Source organism: Candidatus Egerieousia sp. (assembly GCF_056211015.1).
Map to the genome: position 1 here is coordinate 1 of NZ_JBAELF010000040.1, position 20945 is coordinate 20945.

General features: G+C 45.8%; 18 protein-coding genes and 1 tRNA gene. 4 read left to right on the top strand and 15 right to left on the bottom strand.

Features of this window, described 5'->3' with window-relative positions; translation table 11 throughout:
• Together AC06L3_RS02760 and AC06L3_RS02765 are read left to right on the top strand one after the other, a co-directional pair.
• Positions 1 to 516 (top strand): acetylxylan esterase (locus tag AC06L3_RS02760; RefSeq protein ID WP_475669098.1); only part of this gene is annotated, 516 nt, incomplete at its 5' end.
• A 6-nt stretch (positions 517 to 522) separates the two neighbouring features.
• The gene (locus AC06L3_RS02765) at positions 523 to 1878 is read left to right on the top strand and encodes a BaiN/RdsA family NAD(P)/FAD-dependent oxidoreductase (RefSeq protein ID WP_475669099.1); all 1356 of its coding nucleotides are present in this window, start codon (positions 523 to 525) and stop codon (positions 1876 to 1878) included.
• A gap of 172 nt (positions 1879 to 2050) precedes the next feature.
• On the opposite strand, the gene buk is transcribed toward AC06L3_RS02765, so the two are convergent.
• From buk to AC06L3_RS02800, 7 genes are all read right to left on the bottom strand, one after another.
• A complete protein-coding gene (buk, locus tag AC06L3_RS02770) occupies positions 2051 to 3139 on the bottom strand; it encodes a butyrate kinase (RefSeq protein ID WP_475669100.1) in 1089 nt (362 codons plus the stop codon).
• Between the two features lie 13 nt (positions 3140 to 3152).
• Positions 3153 to 4058 (bottom strand): phosphate acyltransferase, encoded by a 906-nt coding sequence (locus AC06L3_RS02775; protein ID WP_475669101.1) that lies wholly within the window; start codon positions 4056 to 4058, stop codon positions 3153 to 3155.
• Positions 4059 to 4097: 39 nt separating this feature from the next.
• On the bottom strand, positions 4098 to 5300 hold the full coding sequence (locus AC06L3_RS02780) for an acetate/propionate family kinase (RefSeq protein WP_475669102.1): 1203 nt from the start codon (positions 5298 to 5300) through the stop codon (positions 4098 to 4100).
• 712 nt (positions 5301 to 6012) lie between these two features.
• Positions 6013 to 7350: a ComEC/Rec2 family competence protein gene (locus AC06L3_RS02785; protein WP_475669103.1), complete on the bottom strand. Its 1338-nt coding sequence runs from the start codon at positions 7348 to 7350 to the stop codon at positions 6013 to 6015.
• Between the two features lie 141 nt (positions 7351 to 7491).
• On the bottom strand, positions 7492 to 7929 hold the full coding sequence (locus AC06L3_RS02790) for a hypothetical protein (protein WP_475669104.1): 438 nt from the start codon (positions 7927 to 7929) through the stop codon (positions 7492 to 7494).
• 135 nt (positions 7930 to 8064) lie between these two features.
• Positions 8065 to 8502, bottom strand: a complete 438-nt coding sequence (locus AC06L3_RS02795; protein WP_475669105.1) for a hypothetical protein — start codon at positions 8500 to 8502, stop codon at positions 8065 to 8067.
• Between the two features lie 22 nt (positions 8503 to 8524).
• Positions 8525 to 10225 carry a M23 family metallopeptidase gene (locus tag AC06L3_RS02800; protein WP_475669106.1) on the bottom strand — a complete coding sequence of 567 codons (1701 nt, stop codon included), beginning with the start codon at positions 10223 to 10225 and terminating at the stop codon, positions 8525 to 8527.
• A gap of 142 nt (positions 10226 to 10367) precedes the next feature.
• Here AC06L3_RS02800 and AC06L3_RS02805 point away from each other — a divergent pair, with 142 nt between their 5' ends.
• Complete coding sequence (locus AC06L3_RS02805; RefSeq protein ID WP_475669107.1) at positions 10368 to 11294, top strand: diacylglycerol/lipid kinase family protein; 927 nt, start codon at positions 10368 to 10370, stop codon at positions 11292 to 11294.
• Between the two features lie 56 nt (positions 11295 to 11350).
• Here the strand turns inward: AC06L3_RS02805 and AC06L3_RS02810 are convergent, their stop codons facing one another.
• From AC06L3_RS02810 to AC06L3_RS02840, 7 genes are all read right to left on the bottom strand, one after another.
• Complete coding sequence (locus AC06L3_RS02810; protein WP_475669108.1) at positions 11351 to 12658, bottom strand: tetratricopeptide repeat protein; 1308 nt, start codon at positions 12656 to 12658, stop codon at positions 11351 to 11353.
• A gap of 37 nt (positions 12659 to 12695) precedes the next feature.
• The gene (gene gyrA / locus AC06L3_RS02815; RefSeq protein ID WP_475669109.1) at positions 12696 to 15203 is read right to left on the bottom strand and encodes a DNA gyrase subunit A; all 2508 of its coding nucleotides are present in this window, start codon (positions 15201 to 15203) and stop codon (positions 12696 to 12698) included.
• Between the two features lie 91 nt (positions 15204 to 15294).
• Complete coding sequence (locus tag AC06L3_RS02820) at positions 15295 to 16242, bottom strand: hypothetical protein (protein ID WP_475669110.1); 948 nt, start codon at positions 16240 to 16242, stop codon at positions 15295 to 15297.
• A 116-nt stretch (positions 16243 to 16358) separates the two neighbouring features.
• Positions 16359 to 16431: transfer RNA gene (locus tag AC06L3_RS02825), tRNA-Lys, on the bottom strand.
• A gap of 69 nt (positions 16432 to 16500) precedes the next feature.
• Entirely contained in the window at positions 16501 to 17001 is a 501-nt protein-coding gene (locus tag AC06L3_RS02830) for a hypothetical protein (RefSeq protein WP_475669111.1), read from the bottom strand.
• Positions 17002 to 17073: 72 nt separating this feature from the next.
• Positions 17074 to 18513 (bottom strand): CCA tRNA nucleotidyltransferase, encoded by a 1440-nt coding sequence (locus AC06L3_RS02835; RefSeq protein ID WP_475669112.1) that lies wholly within the window; start codon positions 18511 to 18513, stop codon positions 17074 to 17076.
• 16 nt (positions 18514 to 18529) lie between these two features.
• Positions 18530 to 18976 (bottom strand): type I restriction enzyme HsdR N-terminal domain-containing protein, encoded by a 447-nt coding sequence (locus AC06L3_RS02840; protein ID WP_475669113.1) that lies wholly within the window; start codon positions 18974 to 18976, stop codon positions 18530 to 18532.
• Positions 18977 to 19040: 64 nt separating this feature from the next.
• On the opposite strand from AC06L3_RS02840, the gene holA reads away from it, so the two are divergent.
• Entirely contained in the window at positions 19041 to 20087 is a 1047-nt protein-coding gene (holA, locus tag AC06L3_RS02845) for a DNA polymerase III subunit delta (RefSeq protein WP_475669114.1), read from the top strand.
• Here holA and scpB read toward each other — a convergent pair.
• A complete protein-coding gene (gene scpB, locus AC06L3_RS02850; protein ID WP_475669115.1) occupies positions 20084 to 20929 on the bottom strand; it encodes a methylmalonyl-CoA decarboxylase in 846 nt (281 codons plus the stop codon). The two genes, holA and scpB, sit on opposite strands and share 4 nt — an antisense overlap.
• Positions 20930 to 20945: the final 16 nt, after the last annotated feature.

Consider the following 20945-nt stretch of genomic DNA (forward strand, 5'->3'; position numbering starts at 1 on the left):
CGTGACACTTTCTACTACAAACGCGTATATGCAGGCTGCGTACGTGCTCTGGACTATCTTGTAAGCCGCCAGGAAGTTGACTCTGAAAGAATCGCCGTTTATGGTGGAAGCCAGGGTGGAATGCTTTCAATTGTAACATCCGCACTGGACAAGAGAGTAAAGGCTATGGTTTGCCAGTTCCCTGCATTCTGCGATGTTACAGGTTATTATGAAGGCCGCGCCGGTGGATGGCCACATCTGTTCAAGGACAGAAACGAACCTGCCCTCAAGGAAAAGATTGCAGCCAGCAAATACTTTGATACGGTGAACTTTGCCCGCTTTGTAACCATACCTGGTTATTACTCCTGGGGATTCAATGACATTGTCTGCTGTCCGAGCTCAACTTTCAGCGCATACAATGTAATAAATGCGCCAAAGACCCTCAAGATTTCAAGAGACAGCGGTCACTGGCTCTATCCGGTTTATGTAAGACAGGGCATAGACTGGCTCAAGGAGCAGTTCGGAATGCAGAAATAATTACAGATGATGGGGATGCAGCATCATGAACTTGTGATTGTTGGTGGCGGAGCGGCAGGGCTGTTTGCCGCTGCCATAGCCGTTGACAAAGGCATTGACGTCTGCATACTTGAAAAGAACCCTTTCTGCGGAAAGAAGATTGGCATCACAGGCAAGGGCCGGTGCAACATAACCAACACAAAACCGTGGGAGGAATTCTCAACACACATCCACCCTTCACCTAATTTCTTCAAAACTGCCTTCAGGGCAATGAGCAACGAGGATACAATCCAGTACCTCAACTCCATTGGCTTGCCAACGGTAGTTGAACGCGGATGCCGTGTGTACCCGGAAAGCATGTGCGCAAAGGATGTGTCAATGACCCTTGCAGCCCATATACGGAACAACGGCGGTACAATAATCAATTCCTGCAACGTTATTGAGTGTGCGGCGGTTGCTGGATTCGCAATCACATACGAGCAAGCCGGCAGGACTTGCCAGATGCAGAGCCGCTACCTTCTCCTTGCAACCGGAGGGCTCTCCTACCCTGCTACAGGCAGCACTGGCGATGGTTATGCTTTTGCCCAGGCTTTCGGCCACTCCGTAACACAGAGATTCCCTTCACTCACTGCTCTGGTTCCTGAAAGCTACGCTTCAATTTTCAAGTTTCCGGCCAACGAAATTAAAAAATCCATCGAGGTAAAGAATGTTGAAGCCAAGCTGGAAGTGAATGGTTCCGAGGCTCAGAAGGAGTTCGGAGACCTTAGCTTCACCGATGGCGGCATTGAAGGGCCTGTCGGGTTCAAGCTCAGCAGGAAAGCAGTTGAGAATCTGATAAACGGGCAGAAGATGAAAGTTCATCTTGATCTCAAGCCGGCTGTTTCGCTAGAAGCGCTCATAGCAAGGATTGAACGGGAAATTGAACAGGCGCAGGGAAGAATGAATCTGAATCAATTGTTAAGGAAACTATTACCCGGCCATCTGATTGAGGCGTTCAGCAGAAGCAATGGGCTGAATTCAAATGCGCTGATTTGTGTAAAGAATTCATACGGTACAGGAACGCCAAACCGAGTTAAATCATATAAGGGTGAGATTGAAACCGTGCAATCTCATAACAGCGAAATTATTAGGCTTGCGTCACTTCTTAAAAACTGGCAGTTCAGGATTGTTGATTACGTTGGTTACAATCGTGCAGTAGTGACTGCCGGCGGCGTTTCCACCAAGGAAATATCGCAGAAGACAATGGAATCGAAACTGGTTCCGGGACTATATATCGCCGGTGAACTGCTAAACCTCGACGCAGACACAGGCGGCTACAACCTCCAGATAGCCTTCTCCACCGCCGCACTGGCCGTGAACCATATAGCCGCAAGAAATTCATAATAATGCTTCAATGCGGAAGGTTCCAGCAGATTGCGCAGACCTTCCTCGGTCCAAAATCACAAATAGCAGATTACCAGCATATTGCTAAAAGAAAATGCGGAAGGTTCACGCCAAAATGTAAAACCTTCCGCACAATACTATAGAAGCTATGTAAAAATAAGCAAATGCTGAACTAGTACTCCTTGATTGCTTCCTCGCCGTTGAGAACTGCAAGGCCGTTTGCAGCAAGTGTACCCATTTCATCCTCGCCAGGATAAACCACTACAGGTGCGAGGTATGAAATCCTCTCCTTGAGCTGTGCCATAAGCGATTTGGAATAAGCAATGCCGCCTGTAACAAGAATGGCGTCAACCTTTCCGCAAAGAACGGTTGACATAGCACCTATCTCCTTTGCCAACTGGTAAACGAAGGCGCCTGAAACAAGCTTGGCCTTTGTATCACCGGCCTCAACCATGTGCTCAAGTTCAAGCATGGAATTGGTGTTCATATATGAAACCACCCCACCCTTGCCGTTCACGAACTTCTTCATCTCCTCCTTTGTGTATTTGCCACTGAAGCAGGCATTGATAAGAAGAGTTGCAGGAAGCGAGCCGGAACGTTCAGGTGAGAAAGGACCGTCGCCGTTCAAGGCGTCGTTCACGTCAATTATTCTGCCACCCTTGTGAACACCAACGGAAACGCCGCCGCCCAGATGAGCAACAAGCACGCTTATCTCCTCATATTTCTTTCCCTGCTCCTTTGCATACCTCTTGGCAATCGCCTTCTGGTTCAGAGCGTGGAAGATGGAATAATGAGGGAAGAGCGGATGGCCTGAAAGGCGCGCCAGCTCATCAAGTTCATCAACAACAACAGGGTCTGCAATCACAGCAGGCACTTTGCTTGTGCAGCGTACTGCTTCAACCTCCTTGGAAATCTCAAGTGCAAGCACTCCGCCAAGGTTGCTGGCATGTTCGCCGTATTTCACGGTCCTTATATCTTCAAGCATGGCATCGTTAACACCATAAACGCCTGAAGGTATAGGTCTGATAACACCACCCCTGCCCACACAGATATCAATTGAAGCCAGCTCCACATTGTTCTCCGCAAGAGCCTTCATAATGGCATCCTTGCGGAAAGCAAGCTGGTCTATCACGCCTTTATAAGGAGCGAGCTCTTCGCTCGTATGTCTGAGAGTCTTAGTGAAAACTTCCTCGGAATCCTTGTAAACCGATATTTTTGTTGAAGTTGAACCAGGGTTTATAGCCAGAACTATGTATGACATACTCCCCTTCCGCTTATTTTGCTGTGATAGCTGCAAGAGCTATTGAATTCAACTTTGTATCAACGCTGTCGGCACGGCTTGAAAGAACGCAAGGAGCCTCGGCACCTGCTACTATGGCAGCTGTCTTTACGCCAGGGCAGAGCATTGTGTTTGTCTTGTAGAATACGTTTGCAGGCTCGATTGCAGGGAATACCAAACAGTCTGCGTCACCGGCAACAGGGCTGGCGAGTTTCTTTATTGCAGCAGCCTCCTTGTTCAATGCAACGTCAAGAGCAAGAGGACCATCAACGTAGCAACCGCCAATCTGACCTCTGTCGGCCATCTTTGCTATGAGGGCGGCCTCAACGCATGCAGGCATACCGTTGAGCATCTGCTCGGTAGCGGCTACCATTGCAACTTTAGGTTTCTCTACACCAAGAGCCTTTGCTGTGTTTACGCAATATTTGAGAATGGCCTGTTTCTGCTTGAAATCAGGAGCAGGAATAACAGCCATATCACCTATTACAATGAACTTAGGATAGTTAGGATTGAGGACAACTGATACGTGGCTCAATGTAGCCTTTGCAGGAAGAAGTCCGTTCTCCTTGTTGAGAATGCCTCTCATATATTTGTCCGTTGAGCAGAGACCCTTCATGAGGATGTCACCCTCGCCGTTCTTTACCATTGAAACAGCCTGTGCAATAGCCTTGAGTTCAACTTTATTGTCAACAATATTGAACTTTGCAGGATCTATGTTCTCCTCCTTGCAAACATTGAGGATCATGTCCTTGTCACCAACCAGAGTACCTTCTACAATACCCTTGTCAATAGCCATTGAAACAGCTGTAATAGTGTGATTGTCAACAGCCCATGCTGCTACAAGTCTTTTCTTTGAGCGTGAACGCAACTGCTCGAAAAGTTCGTTGAAGTTCTTTATCATAACTATTTGTTTTTAACGTTAATATTCCTGTTTTCAAACTTATGCAAGGCGCATTGTATCCTGTGCTATTACAAGCTCCTCGTTGGTTGTTACAACTGCAAGCTTAACCTTTGAGGAAGCCTTTGTAAGAATGGCGTCCTTTCCACGGAGGCCCTTGTTGATTTCTGAATCAAAGTCTATTCCAAGGAATGAGCAGTTCTTTCCAATGTACTCACGTGTGCGGGGATCGTTCTCGCCAATACCGCCTGTGAATACTATGAGGTCAACGCCGTTCATTGCTGCAGCGTATGCGCCAACATATCTGAGGACGCTGTACTTGAACATCTCCTGTGCGAGCACTGCTCTCTGGTTGCCCTCTTTTGCCGCATTCTCAAGATCCCTTGAATCAGATGAAACGCCGGAAACTCCAAGGAATCCGCTCTTCTTGTTGAGAATGGCGCTTACTCCCTTGGTATCAGTATTCTCTTTGTCCATAAGGTAAGTTACAACGCCGGCATCAACGCTTCCGCAACGTGTACCCATTACAACACCCTCCATTGGAGTGAAGCCCATTGATGTATCAACTGACTTGCCATTGAGAACAGCACAAACTGAACCGCCGTTTCCAAGGTGGCAGGTGATTATCTTTGAATTGTTTATGTCAAGACCTGCAAGAGCGGCGGCCTTTGCTGCAACAAACTTGTGGCTTGTACCGTGGAAACCGTACCTTCTAACCTTGTAATTCTCGTAATACTCGTATGGAATAGCATACATATATGCCTTTGAAGGCATTGACTGATGGAACGATGTATCAAATACGGCAACCTGAGGAATTGCAGGCATAAGTTCTGCAACAGCCTTGATACCAAGAAGGTTTGCAGGATTGTGAAGAGGAGCAAGCTCGCAGCATTTCTCAATCTTCTCTATTACCTGAGCATCAACCTTAACGCTGCAGTTGAAATACTCGCCACCGTGTGCCACTCTGTGACCAACGGCCTCAATGTCTGCAAGCGATGAGAGAACGCCGTGCTCCTTGTCTGTAAGGAGGTCGAGAACGTTCTTTATACCTGCAGTATGATCGGGAATAGGAATATGAACCTTATGTTTATCCTTTCCGCTAACACTATGGGTGATATCACCCTCTTCCATACCTATTCTCTCAACCAAGCCCTTGGCAAGAAGTGAATAATCAGACTCACTCTTCATATCAAGAACCTGATATTTCAAAGAAGAGCTTCCGCAATTAAGTACAAGAATTATCATATTAAAGTTTAATTAATTATTTGATTTTCAAATTATAATCCTTTTCTACAGCGATAGTTCCACCAACTGCCGCAAATAACTTACAAAGATAACAATAAAACTGACAGGATTCGTAACATTTATGTTTTCTTTCCCCCGCCCGAGCAGGTTATGGGGGCAAACCTGCTCGGAGAATCACGTTGGCCTCATCAGCAAGTGTGGCGGGTACCCGGACTGCAAAAGGAAATTTCCCAGGAAAGGAAATTTTCTCTTTGCAGCCGGTAGCCCCGCAATCAATCGTATGCATAAGCACATGAGACCTGCGGACATGAAAAAGACCTGTCCATACAAGTCCGTCAAGAATGCGCTATGACAGCGGACACTTGGACAGATCTCACCAGAAAGGGCACACCTGTCCACCAAAGCCTTGCTGGAATGCACTCAGGCAAAGTTCGCATGGACGGGTCTTTTTCGGGTAGTGATGCACAGCGTGAACTATTCGCTAAACCGAAAATCACCGTCCACGTTTATTGGCCTCGAATGGTCCTGTAAGGCGGATTGGCGTGGAGGGTGAGGCAAAATTGCCTCATCATCCACGCCTACCATCGCCAGAGTGTGGTGTGGCGCATTCAGGCGTGGACGTTGATTTTCAGTTTATGCTGCGCCTTGTACTCTATCGCTTGCCTGAACTGAACACAGGGTTTTAGACATAATCCAAAACCTGCTCGGAGAATCAACTTCCTATGTAAGCCATGAGGGAATTGAGCAGGTGTAGCAGCTCATACAGTATGAATCCGCCGAAAGAAGCAACTGCAGCGCTCACAGCCGTTCCGGAAACAATCAGATTCAGTGCTCCGCATAGCACTGAGATCATAACAAAAACATAAATTATTGCCGTTACAAGAGGCGAGGCCACAAGATTCGTTATAAGGAAATACTTTGGCACGTTGCCGAAATAGTACAGAGTCAACGGCATTGTGGCAATCTGGCACGAAACGCTCACCGCACACAGCTGAAGCAGACGGTACAGGGCCAGAGGCGGGAAGGACCTCAGCTTCTGAGGCCAGCTCCGCCTGTTGAAAGGTGAAAGCCAAAACTCAAAGGAAGGTTTCAATATACCATTTATGGTGGAGAATATGAAAACTATGCCGCCCATTGCGGCAAAGGACAGCTGGAAACTCAGGCTCCTTGAAATGTGAGGATCCAGCAGGAGCAGGATGCAAGCGCTGAGAAGAAGAGGCGTTTCCCTGTTGCAGGTGCGGCCGCTGAGTCCGGCCCAGAGGGTGAGGCCTATCATTATCACCGCCCTGCAGGCTGAAGGGCTCAGGCCGGTTGCAAGGACATACAGCAGCATGAACATCAATGCAAGAGGCAATTTGCACCTGTGCAGGATATAATGGCTGTTAAGGAAAGATAGCAGAACCATCAGGGTGGAATATATTATACCTATGTGCATACCGCTCAGGGCAAGGATGTGGCTGGCTCCGCTGTCCCTGAAATCTGCCTTGACCTCGGATGTGAGCTCCGATTTGTCGCCCAGCACAAGTGCCTGAAGCACGGCGCGCTCATTGCTGTTGCCATGTTCAGTGCTCCGTTCAAGCGGTTTAGACGCTGAAGAGACCCTTGAGTTTTGAGACACTTTTATGGGCTCCCCAATTGGTATGGTTTTTAATGGCTGATGTATATCAGGCAAAAAGGCATCTATGGAAGAATCAATTGCCTGCCGAAAGGAAGCCACAACACGGCTTTCGGCAAACTGCTGCAAATCAACGGCATCCAATCTCTGGCTGTTGGCCAGACCAAGCAGGAAAAGTGCGGCAATGAAGCAAGCTGTTTTCAAGCAAGTTTCTGCCGAGCGTACATAATACGGAGCAATATCAAATTTACAGTTGCCGGCATTTTCATGTGGTTCAACAAAGAATCTGTTACAAACCAAAGGCAAGAAATATGCAACAAGCACAAAAGCAATTGCAGAAAGCAGAATATATGGAACGGAATAATGCGGCGGAGGGAAGAACTCCCCTATCAGACACCCTGCAACGAACGATGGCAATATGTATCTCCCCCTCATATCTCCTGCACTGTTTTATAATACAAACATAAGCTTTATCATGTACAATAACAACAAGCCCCGAAAGCATTGAAATATTTTCGGGGCTTTAGCACAGATCTAATTTATAAAAATAGATGTCATGTAAGCTATATTTCAGTATTATGAAAGTATTCCAAACGCTATTGCTGTAATTATACCGTTTTTATCATAATAGACTACCCAAGAGGCCCAGTCTGCGTAGTGCCAAAAACAAATGTAATCTGACTCTTCTCTCTTTATCGGACACTTTGTCTGCTTTGCTTTTGACAGCTTGTCTCCAACACGCAGTCCTCCACTGAATTCTTTGGTCATAGTTACAAATCTCTTATCGTTTACAATACTGAACTCTGTGAAAGTATTGTCGTAAATATCAAAATTAAAATATGAGCGTCCGTATATATAGGAACCTCCATTAATATAGTCCGGCTTTCCAAGTGCCGCAATTATCTGGTTTTTCGTATATTTCTCACCAATTTCCAAACCGTTCACATCCTGGGCCAAAGCACTTGCTGCTATGCCCGCAACAATGCATAATATCAATATTAATCTCGTTTTCATATCTTTCAAGCACTTGGATTCAGTACAAATTAACAGTTTCTATAGATAAATAGCAACAAGCCCCAAAAGTTTTGAAATACTTTCGGGCTTGGATTATCAAGGTATGGGGAAATCTACATAAAATCTTGTTTGAAGTCAACTTAAGATAGTGAAGCCTATATAAGTGATTGTACCATTATTATCAAATTCCACATCCCAATCAGCCCAATCTCCATAGTGCCAGAAACTAATATAATTTGGCTTTTCTAACTTTTTAGGACATTTTGTTTGTTTGACTTTTGAAACATTGTCCCCTATTCGCAGTCCACCGCTAATCTCTTCCGTCATAGTTAGAAATCGCTTGTCATTGACTATGCAGAATCCTGTGAAAGTATTGTCGTCATAGTCAAAATTAAAATATGAGCTCCCATATTCATAAGTATTTCCGTTAATATTGTCCGGCTTTCCAAGTGCCGCTATTATCTGGTTCTTTGTATATTTCTCACCAACTTTCAACCCATTCACATCCTGGGCCAAAGCACTTGCTGCTATGCCCACAACAATGCATAATGTCAATATTAATCTTGTTTTCATAAGTATTGTCTGTTTTTATTGTTTAATAAATTATTCCGTTACTATCTCTTTCATCACATTGCACACCTAGAATTTTGTAAATATCAACCTTTGTTATATTTCCATTCAAATATGGGGCAGGATCAGTATGCTTGCCATTAATCTGTGTGATTAAATGAAGATGAGAACCATAGCCTGCATTTGCATTGCCGGTTAATCCTACGTAAGCTATAACCTCTCCCTGATATATTTCATCTCCCGGTTGAAACGGTTCGTTTGTTCGTGGATTTATAGCAATGGGGGTTCCTTCCTGCAGATGCGCCAAACCTACTGTAATTTCTTGATTATCAATTACACAATCATAATATATGATATTTCCGAAGTCGCCTTTGTTACCGCTATATCCTGGAGGGTATTTCTTTGAGTCTTTAATTCTGTTAACTTGCTCAGTAACATATTTTCTATTGGCATCTTCAATAATTACTCCGTCTGCCATTGCATATATCGGAGTTCCTACGGCTGCAGAAATATCTATGCCCCAATGAGGCCTGTAAGTACCATCTGCTTTTTTTCGTCGTTCAGGGCCGTACAAGCCTCCATCTGGATTCCATCTAGTACTTGGCAGTATGGACGTGCCTCCTAAAATCGGATTCATAACATTCTTCGTAGAGTTCCAGCAAGGGACAGTATTTTCATATAATATTGCCGTATCGTCAACATCTTCATTAACAATATAATTAAAAGCGTCGCTCATACCTTTAAAAAAGCCTTGCCATCTGCTAAAATAAGCACCTTGATTAACATTAACTTTTACTTGAATAAATATTGGAGTATCTTTATAAAATGTTCCATTGCATATAGGTACTATATACCCTAACTTTGGATTGTTCACCGACAAATCTATGGTGTAGGAAACTCTACCGGTACCTGATTCGCGTCCCTCATCTTGTTGATCTTCCTCTTCATCTTCGTAGCCTTTTTCTGAATCATCTCTATGCTCTTCCTGACTGCCTCCACCACCAAGAGGGCTTTCGTACCTGTCTCGGTAGGCTATGCATTCTACTTCACTCAATGGTATAACTTCGGTGGCAATATTTTTAGTTTGAATTGGTAGGCCTAGTGCCATTGTGGTATAATCATCTGTTAACACTTGACCTTTCGCAAATATCTCTGTATCAAAAACGCGGCCATTCTTTGAATAAGTGACTGATCTTAGAGTACCATCCAATTGTGATTCAATAATAAGACCAGTGAAGTTACCCAGACAAAGGTATGAGATATCGCTATCATCCATTATCTCAAGATATTCAGGCCGGGACACCATTGTGGCAACATACGTATCAACTTCGCCTCCTGGTTCTTCTGCTAGAACAATAAATTTCTTTACAATGGACAGAGAATCGTTTGAAACCATTTTTCCCACATCCGCTCCCACATAAGCAAACTCCGAACGGCAGTTTGATTTGAATGGAATTTGAGTCAGTCGCAAACCATCTTCAAATAACAGTTCCTCTATCCTGCCACGGTCAATAAGTGATTCAAGAGAAACATCATTCTGGACAATGGATTTAGTGGACTCTTCCGAGTTTGAGCCTGCATAAGCAGACAAATCTGCGAACAGGACTGAATTTTGGGAACTGACATAAACGGAAGATAAATCTTGAAGTTTTACCTCAGAAGCCGAGGGATGGGGGGGGGCAATGCTCTGATTTTGAGCAAGATAGGAGTAAAATAGAAACTCCAAGCGCTAATAAATCAATTGTTTTTCTCATAACTTGATTATTTAAGGAGTTAGTTCTGTTACAAATTTAAGAAATAATTTGATGCACAACAAATAGTAAATGTTATTTGTAAGGCTTAACTTTGTGTTGCGTGAGTTGAAGTTTATGAAGAAAATTGCGTTCATAATAAACACAAAGAGCGGAACGAGCCGTAAGAGCCATATCCTTGCCAAGATATGGGACAGCTTCACGGCAGAGAACGGTTTCCAGTCAACCATTCACACAACAACAGACGAGAATGATGCCTTCAACAGCGCAAGGCATTTTGCCGAACATGGATTTGAAACGGTTGTGGCCATTGGAGGAGACGGCACGGTGAATCAGGTGGCCAAGGCTCTGGCCGGCACTGACACCAAACTTGGAATCATACCCGTTGGCTCCGGCAACGGACTGGCAAGGCATCTTGGGATACCGTTATTTCCACAACGCGCAATTGATGTTATAGTGGAAGATAATGTCCGTACGATTGATGCCGGAAGAATAAATGACAAGATATTTTTCTGCACAGCCGGACTGGGGTTCGAGGCGGTTGTAGGAGAGAAATTCAACAGTGCGCCAAGCAGAGGGCTCAAGACCTACGTTGAATTCTGCGCCAGAGAGTACATGAACTACAGGCGTGAGAACTACAGAATGTACATTGGCAGCAACAAATACGAATTCAAGGCGTTCCTTATAACCTTTGCCAACAGCGCACAGTGGGGCAACAATGCGTTCATAGCTCCAGAAGCAAGCATTTCAGACGGCATGCTGGATGTGGTGATATGGAAGCGCGCTCCATTGGCTTCTGTTCCTATTATGACCGCCCAGCTGTTCACACGCACAATAGGACTCTCCGAATACATTGAATCATTCCGTTGCAAGGAAATCAGGATTGAAAGAACAAAGCCAGGTTTGATACAATTCGATGGCGAGAGCGCAAGCATGCCAGACACCTTAAGCGTAAGCGTTATTCCAAACGCCGTTAAGGTCATTGTTCCAAGTCCCACCCTGCTCAGCAGATTCATTGAAACAATTTCCAGAGAACTGGAATAAAAAATCAAGGGCGACCAAAAGGCCACCCTTGACATTTATCTGAAATTCAACAACAATTATTTTGCGAGCATTGCATTGTATTTCTCGTAACCCTGGAGGTACTTTGCATCTTTCTCACGGAAACGGAAGTAGATGTTCTTGAGAAGTTCAGCAACATAGTTCTGAAGTTCAGCATCCTCTGTCTTTGTGAAAGCTGTTTCAAGAGGATCGATTGCTGCGAGCAATGAAGCATCAAGTTTCTCAACGAGAGCCATATACTTGTTGTCATCTGTCTCCATGTTAGCCTCGTTCTGAATCTCAACAGCCATGTCATAGTAAGATTTACCCTTGCTGAAGTAACCCCAGAAGTAGTTAGGGTCAATCTGAACTGATTTGTCATATGCAGCAATAGCGTCCTCGAACTGACCTATCTTTACAAGCATGTTACCCTCTGCATAGTAGAGGCTAGGGTTGTTAGGCTCATTATTCTGTGCTGTATGGAGAAGGTCACGAAGTTTTGCAGGATCATCGTTTGACTCCATGTAAATATTGATCAGAGCAACAAGGATTGACTGGCTTGTAGGGAATTTGATGAAACCGTTGTTCAGAACCTCCTTTGCCTTGAGAGTGTCACCGCTCTGCTTGTAAGCGTCTGCCAATGAAGCAAATACGTCACCCTCCTGGAAATAGTTGTAACCAATGCACTTGTTAAGGTTCTCAATTGCAACGTCATACTTCTTGCTCATTCCGGCTGTAACGGCAGCGTAGTAAATCATTGTTGTATCAATCTGGCCCATAACAGGATTCTCAGAAACCTTTGCTGTCATGATGAAATTCTCTGTTGCCTTCTCGAAATTACCAAGAGTGTAGCATCCCATAGCCTCAGAATAATATCTTGACTTGAGTGCGTTGAAACAAGCCTTGAGATCCTTGTTTGTAGCTCTCTTGGCATCAAGCTCTGAAGATTTTGCATAAGCCTCGAACGCCTTTGCAAGAACGTCCTCGCCTGGAAGAACAGGAGTCTTGATATTCCATGCTGCCAGTTTGCCGGCTTCATCATAATAGAGATCCTTGTCGGCATAGGAATCAACGAGATAGGTCTTGCCACCTATTTCAGTATCCTTTGACTCGAGAACCTGCTCACCCTTGAGAAGGAGTTTCACCTCCATCTGGGAAGCACCCTGATACAAACCCTTGATAGGAGCATCGTAAGCATTGCAATAAGCTGTTCCAAGCTTCATCCAGCTTCCAGGGTTGTTGGCCTTCTTAGGATTCTGAACTTCAGCCTGAGCCTTGGTTATCTCTTTGATAACCTTTTCATTTGACTGTGCGTTTACCTGTGATACCATAAGAAGCATCGCAAGCACGAAGAGTAATTTTTTCATACCGTTTCTATTAATAAATTGTTAATGATTGATTCTTTTATTGTTCAATAATCTGTTCCGCAACTCCTGCAGGCTCGTCATCGCTTCTGTCAACCACACATATTGCAGCTATTTCATCTCCTTCCCTTATGTTTATGAGTCTGACTCCCTGGGTATCCCTGTTGGCAATCTTAATGTCAGAAATAGCCATTCTTATTGTAAGGCCAGACTTGTTTATAATCATAAGATCCTGCTTCTCGTTCACATAATCCAGAGCAACAAGGTTACCCGTCTTTTTCGTTACATTCATGGCCTTCACTCCCTTTGCTCCCCTTGCGGTAAGTCTGTAATCCTCAAGTGATGACTTCTTGCCATATCCGTTGGCACTTACTACCAGAACGGTGTTGGACTCATCCTGCTGGCTTTCAGGTGAAGCGCAGACCATGCTTATTGTCTGTTCATTCCCCTCAAGTTCTATGCCACGGACGCCCATTGATATACGGCCTATGGCTCTGCAGCTGTTTTCATTGAAGCGGACGCACTTTCCGTTTGATGCCGCAATGAGAATCTGGTCATCGCCTCCGGTGAGCATTGCGCTGAGCAACTCATCGTTTTCGGCAATGGTTATTGCCTTGATACCGTTATCTCTGTTTGTTCTGTATTCTGAAAGTGCGGTCTTCTTGATAACGCCGCATCTTGTTGCCATTACAATGTAGTGAGTATTCACGTACTCATCATTGTTCATATCCCCGAGTTTGAGATAAGCGCAGATGGAATCACCGCTTTCAAGCCTTATGATGTTCTGGATAGCCCTGCCCTTGGAGCTCTTTGCGCCCTCAGGTATGTCATAAACCTTTATCTTGAAGTACATTCCCTTGCTTGTGATAAGCATGAGCGTACTGTGCATGTTTGCAACGTAAATATGCTCTATGAAATCCTCATCCCTGGTAGCGGAACCCTTTGAGCCTATGCCTCCCCTGTTCTGTGTCTTGTACTCCGACAGTGAAGTTCTCTTGATATATCCCAGATGTGAGATTGTGATAACAACATCCTCATTAGGATAGAAGTCCTCAGGATTGAAATCACCCTCATCAGGCTCTATGCTTGTCCTGCGCGCATCACCGAATCTGTTCTTCAGGTCCTCGAGCTCCTCCCTGATGATCTCCATCTGGAGTTCATAGCTTGCAAGCACATCCTGCAGATGAGCTATCAGTTTCATCAGTTCATCGTACTCAGCAGCCAGTTTCTCCCTTTCCAGACCTGCCAGCTGGCCGAGTCGCATGGAAACGATGGCCTGTGCCTGAACATCTGTGAAGGCGAACCTTGCAATCAAGGCCTGCTTTGATTCCTCTATTGTACGGCTTGCCCTTATGATGCTTATAACCTCATCTATGAAATCAAGGGCCTTGAGCAGTCCTTCAAGTATATGGGCGCGGGCCTGGGCTTTCTTTAGATCGAACTCTGTCCTCCTTACAATGACCTCGTGCCTGTGCTTTACGAAGTACTTCACAAGCTGCTTGAAGTTGAGAAGTCTCGGACGGCCATCAACAAGTGCAATATTGTTTACAGAGAAGCTTGACTGCAAAGGGGAATTCTTGAAGAGAGTGTTCCTCACAACGTCTGAGACCGTTCCGTTCTTGAGGCGTATCACAATACGCATGCCCTCCCTGTCGGACTCATCGTTGATTTCGGATATGCCTTCAACCCTCTTGTCCTCAACCAGCTGGGCAATCTTCTCAATGAGCTCCCTCTTGTTCACCATATAAGGGATTTCAGTCACAACAATTGACTCTCGTCCCGAATCGGAGACCTCAATGTTAGTTCTGGCTCTAACCACAAGACGTCCGCGTCCTGTCTCGAACGCGTCCCTGATGCCCTGAAGGCCCAGAATAATACCGCCGGTAGGGAAATCAGGGCCCTTTACATACTGCATGAGCTCCTGAATGGTGACATCCTCATTCTTTGTATATGCTATTATGGCATCGCAGACCTCGTTCAGATTGTGAGGCGCCATATTGGTTGCCATTCCAACTGCAATACCAGATGTTCCGTTCAGAAGCAGCAGCGGAGCCTTGCAAGGAAGCACTGTGGGTTCCTTGAGAGTATCGTCAAAGTTACCGGTCATATCAACCGTATCCTTGTCAAGGTCTGCAAGGACCTCCTCGCTTATTGCCTGCAGCTTGGCCTCGGTATAACGCATGGCAGCAGCGCCGTAACCATCGATTGAACCAAAGTTACCCTGGCCGTTCACGAGCATGTACCTCAAGCTCCAATCCTGAGCCATACGGACCATTGTATCATATATGCTGGCATCTCCGTGCGGATGGTATTTACCCATCACCTCACCCACGATGCGGGCTGATTTCTTTGTCTGACCTCCCGAGCTGAGATTAAGCTCGTTCATACCATACAGCACCCTTCTCTGCACAGGTTTCAGTCCGTCTCTCACATCCGGAAGGGCTCTCGACACAATAACAGACATTGAATAATCAATGTAGGAGCTCTTCATGTGATCTTCAATGTTTATCTGCTGGATTCTACCCTGTGACAATTCTTCTGTTTCCATCAAAATTCGATTAAAATTCAACTCTGCGAGACCATTTGCAGACCACCGCAATAACAAGCAAAATTAGCATTTTTTCGTGACTTTTCAAAATCTAAATCAGCTGCAGAAGATATCTTTTACTGCCGCAATTTCTAACAGCCGGCAATTCACAGGAAGCGGCTTCAGAACTTCCTGTCTCATTCAAAGGAAGTTTGCGCAGTCTGCGCCAGGATGAACGCTCAATATGGAACTCAACAGCCCCGCGCCCGCCATATTCGCTGAACCCAAGTTCCCGATACACATTTCCACAGGACCACTCATTGTCTGAATAGGACATTATTTCAATGCCGCAGGATGCGGCATCACAGTTCTGCCGCAAGGCATCCCGCACATCCTTTATGAACGCCTTGAGCAGACGCCCCATACCTCCAACCACTCTTACACCGGCAAGTGAGGCATACCTGAGCCATTGATATGATTCGAAAGACACTGAATCCGCTGATGCGTAATCTCCAGTCTCCGCCACATCCGCAAAAAGATCCCTCCCCGGGTAACGTCTCACAGCAAGAGCTGACGAAAAACTGGCAACCGCCACAATCCCGCCCTCGCACTGCAACTCCCCTGCCGGCAGCATCAAAGCATAGCAGAACTTGCAGCTGCACCAGCCCAGAGAGTGATTCTCCTCCAGAAAGGCGTGCGCCATCTCCTTTTCCTTCTGAGATTGCAACCTAACAACCCGGCACTTTCTTGCAAACACGGACTCAAAGATTCCACACCTTGCCAGAATCCTCTTGCGCCACTGCTCCTCCCCTCTTCTGAAAGCATCCTCATACAGAAAGAAAACATCCCTGATTTTCCACAGCGACAGTTCATTTTCACATTCCGAAACCACTGCCGCCCTTGACTCCGAATCCATGCTGCACGCATTCTCCAGAGCAACCGGCACAATCAGCAGCCCGGTATGCACAACAAAGAGGCAGGCATTGCCCAGTTTCTTGAACTCAACGCCGTTCCCTTTAAGGAATGCTTCAAAATCCTTTACAAAATCTGTTTTAATCAATTTATATTCAACAATTCCTTATTTGCTACAATAACGGGGGCTAATGTAACAATTTCATAAGTTGGGGTTATAACTATACGAAAAAAGCCCTGGATGAATCCAAGGCTCCTCCGGAGTGATCCGCTTGGGGCTCGAACCCAAGACCCCAACATTAAAAGTGTTGTGCTCTACCAACTGAGCTAGCGAATCAAGCTCTTCCCGATTTGGGACTGCAAAGGTATAAATAAATTTTATAAATAAAAATTATTTTTCAAGATTTTAGAAGCAGTACCTTACAGCCAGCGCAAGATTATACCAGGCCACCTTAGACTCCTGCATGAAGTAGAATACGGGGCGGTAATCAGCGGAAATCATCAGAGGCAACCTGCCGAAAGTATACTCGATACCTACCTGAGCCACAGCACCGCAGCTGAATCCTTTCTTTGAATTGAATCCGTTCCAGTGACCTTTGTTCCAGTTTCCCATCTGGGCACCGATACCCGGATACCACTGAAGAGTTCCCTTGCCGCTTGTTTGAATCTGCACCATCCACTGATAAGTTGCATGAAAGTTGATGTCATTCTTTGTATTATGTTTCTGAATACCGAAAGTTCCCTCCAACCTTCCAGAAGGGAATACATATCTCTGATAAGAAAGTTCGTATGTATTATGAAGGCCTGCCCTTACACCTATGGCATTGTCATAACCGTTTCCAACCTGTGCAGAAGAAATGGTGGCGAGCGCCATCACCAGTAACATTGTAACAAAAAGTTTTTTCATGATTTCAATTGTTTAAACGTACAAATTTAACTGAAAGAAATATAATATCCAAGACACTGCCGTATCCGCAGCCTACATATTTGAATCGGATGGAGTCAGGCCGAATTCCGCCGCCTTTTCATCCATAAGCCTGAACGCCTGCTCGAAATTGTTCTCAATACGTCCGTCGAGTATGGCTTCCTTCACATATTCCTTTATCTGACCTATCACATTGCAAGGCTCTATATTGAAGCGCTTCATAATAAGTTCACCATCAATCGGGTTCTTGAAATTCCTTATGGCATCCTTCTCCTCCACCTCAACAAGCTTTCTTTTCACAAGCTGATAGTTCTCCTTGTGGCGGCGCACCACATTGTCACGTTTTGAAGTGATATCGGCATTGCAGAGCAGCATAAGGTCATCTATATCATCACCTGCATCAAAAAGCAGCCTGCGCACGGCTGAATCCGTAACTTCCTCATCCACCAGGGCGATAGGTCTCAAATGCAGGCCCACCAGTTTCTGAACATACTTCATTTTTTCGTTCAGCGGCATCTTCATCTGCTTGAAGATCTGCGGAACCATTCTTGCGCCAATGAAATCGTGAGCGTGGAAAGTCCAGCCTGTCCCGGGATTGAACTTCTTTGTCACAGGCTTGCCCACATCGTGCAGCAAGGCAGCCCATCTGAGCCACAGGTTCGGCTCCTTTCCTGCCTGAATTTCCGCGGCGGCAACATTGTCAAGCACTTTCAAGGTATGTGAAAAGTTCTCCTTATGTCCCTTGCCATCCTGTGTCTCAACGCCCTTTAGTGCGCAGAGCTGAGGCAGGAAGCACTCGAGCAGGCCGGTTTCCTCCAGAAGGTAGAAACCAGCGGAAGGTTTCCTGCACTTGAGAATCTTTGCCAGTTCATCGGCTATTCTCTCGCGGCTGAGAATGGACAGCCGTTCAGCGTTTCTTTTCATGGAATCAATTGATTCCTTTACTATTGTAAAGCCAAGCTGCGTAGCAAAGCGTATTGCCCTGATCATTCTGAGCGGATCATCGGAATATGTTGTATCAGGATCCAGCGGTGTTCTTATTATACCTTCCTGAAGGTCAGAAATGCCGTTGAACGGATCCACAAGCGCGCCATAGTCCTCTTTCTGAAGGCTGAATGCCATGGCATTGATTGTAAAATCGCGGCGCAGCTGGTCCTCCCTTATTGTTCCGTCCTCAACTATAGGTTTGCGTGACTCCCTGTGGTAGGATTCCTTGCGGGCGCCAACGAATTCAATGTCCATACCGTTGTATTTGAACATTGCTGTTCCGAAATTCCTGTAAACCGTTACGTTTGACTTCACAACGCCACTCACGGCCTTGGCAAGTTCTATTCCGCTTCCCTCAACAACAATATCTATATCCTTGCAGGGACGACCCAGAAAACAGTCCCGCACATAGCCTCCTATGGCAAAGGCCCGGACGCCAAGCCCAGCAGCCTGTCCGCTGACTATCTCAAAGATGGGATTCGACAAATATTCCTTATATGTTTCCATTTCTTTCAAAAAACGTTCAAATTCCGCAGAGCTCATCGTATGATGGCAGTTCGTTCAAGAACTCGTACTGCGCACCATTGTCATTCCCGGACATATGGTTCAACTTCAAGGCAAAGGTATTTCTTGCATTTGTGATTACAAGGACTTTCACGCCAAGCACACTGTTGTATCTCAAGGCCTGTTCCATGGTTTCACGGGCAATTTCAGATTTTTCCAGCTGCACACTCTGCGCCTTGCATTCCACAATGAGCACCGGCTTGAGTTCCCTGTTGAAGACCACTATGTCGGCCCTGCGCTGCATTCCGTTGAGTTCCATTACGTATTCGCTTGCCATATGGCTCTCGGGGAAGTTACGCTGGCCAACAAGGAAGCGTATGAAAAGCTGCCTTACAGCCTCTTCAGGCGTAAGTTTCACGTACTTTTTCCTCAGGGGATCAAATATCCTGTCCAATGCCTTGTCCATATTTACTATCGCGGTACAAAAATAAAAGATTATTTGGTTAAATTTGCATTGTAATGCTTTCACTATGGCAAAGAATGTTCAAATAAGCAGCGAAGCAAGGGTCAAGGAGATCAGAAGTCAGATTCAGGCCAGGAATTTCAAGATGGTGTATGTACTTATGGGCGAAGAGCCTTATTACTGCGATATCATCGAGAATGAATTGCTTGACAAGGTTCTTACACCAGAGGAGAAGGATTTCAACCTTATGGTGATGTACGCTTCGGACACATCGGTGCAGGAAGTGGTGGAAGCTGCAAGGCGATATCCTGTCTTTGCCGAAAGGCAGCTGGTGATTGTCCGTGAGGCGCAGCTTTTCCGCAGTCTGGACCTTCTGGACAGCTACATTTCCAATCCGGCGCCCGAGACTGTGCTTGTCATACGGTTCACGGGGAAAAGTGCCGATAAAAGAAGTGCCTTCTACAAGAATCTCATCAAGAACAGCAATGTGGAGGTGTTCGAGTCCGTTGCAGTGAAACCGGACAGAATGTGGAGCTGGGTTGTTGACTATCTCAGGGAGAAAGGCATTGCAATAACCGACAGGGATGCAGTTCTGATGGCAGAATATGCGGGCAACAATCTTCGCAGGATGCAGCTCGAACTTGATAAGCTCATACAGTCGCTGCCGCCTAAGATCAAATGCATCACAGCCAATGACATTGAGAAAGTCATTGGAATAAGCAGGGAGTTCTCCACCTTTGAGCTGTGTTCGGCAATCTGCAACAAGGACAAGGAGAAAGCATACAGAATTGCACATCATCTCGGAGCCAATCCAAAGCAGTATCCGCTTCAGATGACACTTGGAGGCCTTTTCTACTATTTTTCAAAGATTCTCAGCGCCTACGCATATTACAAGAAGGACAAAATAAGTCCGCTCACAGCAATTGCCAATGCAGGCATCCCTTTCTTCCAGAGAGATGACATTCTTGCCGCCATGCGTAACTACTCCTTCGGCAAGGCCATTGGAATGATTACCTGGCTCCGTGAATGTGACTATTCAAGCAAGAGCAACAGCGGAGGCCAGGCAAACGAAGAGGAGCTCCTTATGGAACTCCTCACCCGAATCTTCAATTAATAGCCTGAATTTGTATCAAGGTCCTCGGCCTTGCCGGTGTATTCCGGAGCGCGTTTCTCAAGGAATGACTTGATTCCTTCAGGATAGTCAGGTCCGCGATATACTCTTGCCCTGTATGAATTGATTCTCTCGAAATGTTCGGCCGATATAACGGAAGAAGCCCTGGAGAGTATTCTGAACTGACGTTTGATAGCGGAAATGGACATTACCGAATTGCGTCTGAGCGGTGTGAGGAAATGCTCCTCAAGCATAGCGTCCAGCTCCCCAGAAGGAGCCACCCTGTTCACGAATCCTACGTTGTTGGCATCCTCTGCAGATATAGGTGAAGCGGTGAAGAACATCTCACGTGCCTTGTTCAGGCTCAACTGCCTTATGAAATGGCTGATTCCGGAAGCATTGTAAGGGATGCCTATCTTGGCCGGCGTGATGGCAAAGGTGGAACTTGTTGAAGCAACAATCATATCGCAGGAAACGCAGAGGTCGCAGGCGCCTCCCCAGACTGTTCCATCTACGCAGGCGATCACAGGAATAGGGACATCCTGAACATGCCTGAGCAATTTTTCCATCGGCACATCGAATGACAGCGGATCGCCGCCATCGAGAGGGAGTTCCTTGATATCGTGTCCCGCACTCCACACATTATGTCTTGTGTTCGCCTTTATTACAATGCCAACGCAATGGCTGGTATATGCGTATGTCAGAGCCTGGCTCAGCTGCGTGCACATATCCTCGCTCAAGCAGTTGAAATGCGCCGCATTGTTCATTGTAATGAAACAGATTCTGTCTTCAATCTTTATTTCCAGCAGATTGAAATCTGCAATATTAACGTTCTCGCTTATCATATTGATATTACTGTAT

Coding starts and splice junctions, on each gene's coding strand:
- AC06L3_RS02765 (WP_475669099.1), top strand. CDS start 523: ATGATGGGGATGCAGCATCATGAACTTGTGATTGTTGGTGGCGGAGCG.
- buk (WP_475669100.1), bottom strand. CDS start 3,139: ATGTCATACATAGTTCTGGCTATAAACCCTGGTTCAACTTCAACAAAA.
- AC06L3_RS02775 (WP_475669101.1), bottom strand. CDS start 4,058: ATGATAAAGAACTTCAACGAACTTTTCGAGCAGTTGCGTTCACGCTCA.
- AC06L3_RS02780 (WP_475669102.1), bottom strand. CDS start 5,300: ATGATAATTCTTGTACTTAATTGCGGAAGCTCTTCTTTGAAATATCAG.
- AC06L3_RS02785 (WP_475669103.1), bottom strand. CDS start 7,350: ATGAGGGGGAGATACATATTGCCATCGTTCGTTGCAGGGTGTCTGATA.
- AC06L3_RS02790 (WP_475669104.1), bottom strand. CDS start 7,929: ATGAAAACGAGATTAATATTGATATTATGCATTGTTGCGGGCATAGCA.
- AC06L3_RS02795 (WP_475669105.1), bottom strand. CDS start 8,502: ATGAAAACAAGATTAATATTGACATTATGCATTGTTGTGGGCATAGCA.
- AC06L3_RS02805 (WP_475669107.1), top strand. CDS start 10,368: ATGAAGAAAATTGCGTTCATAATAAACACAAAGAGCGGAACGAGCCGT.
- AC06L3_RS02810 (WP_475669108.1), bottom strand. CDS start 12,658: ATGAAAAAATTACTCTTCGTGCTTGCGATGCTTCTTATGGTATCACAG.
- gyrA (WP_475669109.1), bottom strand. CDS start 15,203: ATGGAAACAGAAGAATTGTCACAGGGTAGAATCCAGCAGATAAACATT.
- AC06L3_RS02830 (WP_475669111.1), bottom strand. CDS start 17,001: ATGAAAAAACTTTTTGTTACAATGTTACTGGTGATGGCGCTCGCCACC.
- AC06L3_RS02835 (WP_475669112.1), bottom strand. CDS start 18,513: ATGGAAACATATAAGGAATATTTGTCGAATCCCATCTTTGAGATAGTC.
- AC06L3_RS02840 (WP_475669113.1), bottom strand. CDS start 18,976: ATGGACAAGGCATTGGACAGGATATTTGATCCCCTGAGGAAAAAGTAC.
- holA (WP_475669114.1), top strand. CDS start 19,041: ATGGCAAAGAATGTTCAAATAAGCAGCGAAGCAAGGGTCAAGGAGATC.
- scpB (WP_475669115.1), bottom strand. CDS start 20,929: ATGATAAGCGAGAACGTTAATATTGCAGATTTCAATCTGCTGGAAATA.